Source organism: Haloferax profundi (assembly GCF_001469865.1).
Taxonomy (GTDB): Archaea; Halobacteriota; Halobacteria; order Halobacteriales; family Haloferacaceae; genus Haloferax; species Haloferax profundi.
The window spans coordinates 1-1,384 of sequence record NZ_LOPV01000323.1; the positions used below are offsets into that span (position 1 = coordinate 1).

Sequence of the window (1,384 nt, forward strand, 5' to 3'; positions counted from 1 at the left end):
CGGTCAAACTGTCGGCCCAGCCTAAATCTGAGATTGGGATCAGGAGATCGTAACGATGAGAAACGCTTTTAGTGTCGAACTATCTTTCTATACTGCGTCGCTACTTTGTACCCCTTTAGAGAGAAATCAGAGTTGAATACTTATTTGTGCACAGTCCATAACCCCACTAATGAGTTCTAAACAAAATAACAGTCGACGAAAACCAAAGATAGAACGGATAATCGAGAAGTACAATTTAAATGGGTTTGGCGAAACCCTGGTCCGTCGCTGGACTGACTCTGAGGACAGTGACAGTCTCAGAGATTTAGCTGACTTGATGAACCAAGAAGTACTCAATTCTGCATTACATGATGTAGACGCAAATGTCCTCGAGGGGGAAGTCGGGAATTTGTACGTCCTGCTAACTGACGACGATACAACTGAAGGGATGCGAGTTCAGGCCAAGAATACGCTTCAATCGAAAGGAGTAGATGTCGAGCAGTTACTCTCTGATTTCGTCTCTCATCAGGCTGTATACACCTATCTCACGGATATTCGAGGGGTCTCAAAGAAGTCAAAATCTACTAGCCGTGTTGATAGTGTGATCCAATCTATTCAGAAGCTTCGTGGTCGGTTGGTCGCTGTAATTGAAAGAAGTCTTGAGTCACTTCATAACACTAACAAACTTCGACTGGGTGATTTCGACGTTCTCGTCGACACACAGGTATACTGTCGAGACTGTGGAACTCAATACGAAGTTATTCAGTTGCTTGAACGAGGAGGTTGTGATTGTGATGCTGAGATGGATTCTGAATGATTGCATTACACAACTATATTTGTAATTTTGAGAGTGGATTCCCGTGTGGATTTATATGGTTGTAAATAAAAATCCTTATAACATGAGTTCAGGACGAGTGGCCGAATCTCTAGTTCACCTGTCAGTAAAAAACATCGGTGGCATTGACGAACTCTCGACATCATTTGAGCCAGGTGTGACGGTCCTTGCCGGGCGTAATGCAACGAATAGAACCTCTCTCCTGCGATCGATAATGGCTGCCCATGGAAGTGAAGATGTAGCACTAAAAGGTGACGCTGATGAGGGGTTTGTCGAGCTCACTATCGGTGACAAATCGTATACGAGAACCCTTGAGCGACAGGGGAATTCGGTGGTTACTGGTGGAAATCCGGTGCTCGACGACACAGAACTTGCTGACCTCTTTGCGTTCTTGCTCGAAACGAATGATGCTCGTCGAGCAGTTGCAAACGAGGATGACCTCCGAGATCTCATTATGAGACCGGTCGACGTCGAGTCGATTAACGAAGAGATCAACGCGCTCCAACAGCAGAAGCGGGAGGTTTCTAACGAACTATCTACCCTCGGTAGCCTCTCCGAGAAACTTCCGAC

At 45.7% G+C, this 1,384-nt stretch carries 1 protein-coding gene and 1 pseudogene; both read left to right on the forward strand.

The window, feature by feature from the left end; translation table 11 throughout:
* The first annotated feature begins 169 nt into the window (after positions 1-169).
* Positions 170-796 (forward strand): rod-determining factor RdfA, encoded by a 627-nt coding sequence (gene rdfA, locus AUR66_RS20680; RefSeq protein WP_082682209.1) that lies wholly within the window; start codon positions 170-172, stop codon positions 794-796.
* An 82-nt stretch (positions 797-878) separates the two neighbouring features.
* Positions 879-1,384, forward strand: a pseudogene (locus tag AUR66_RS12780) (archaea-specific SMC-related protein); the annotation flags it as partial.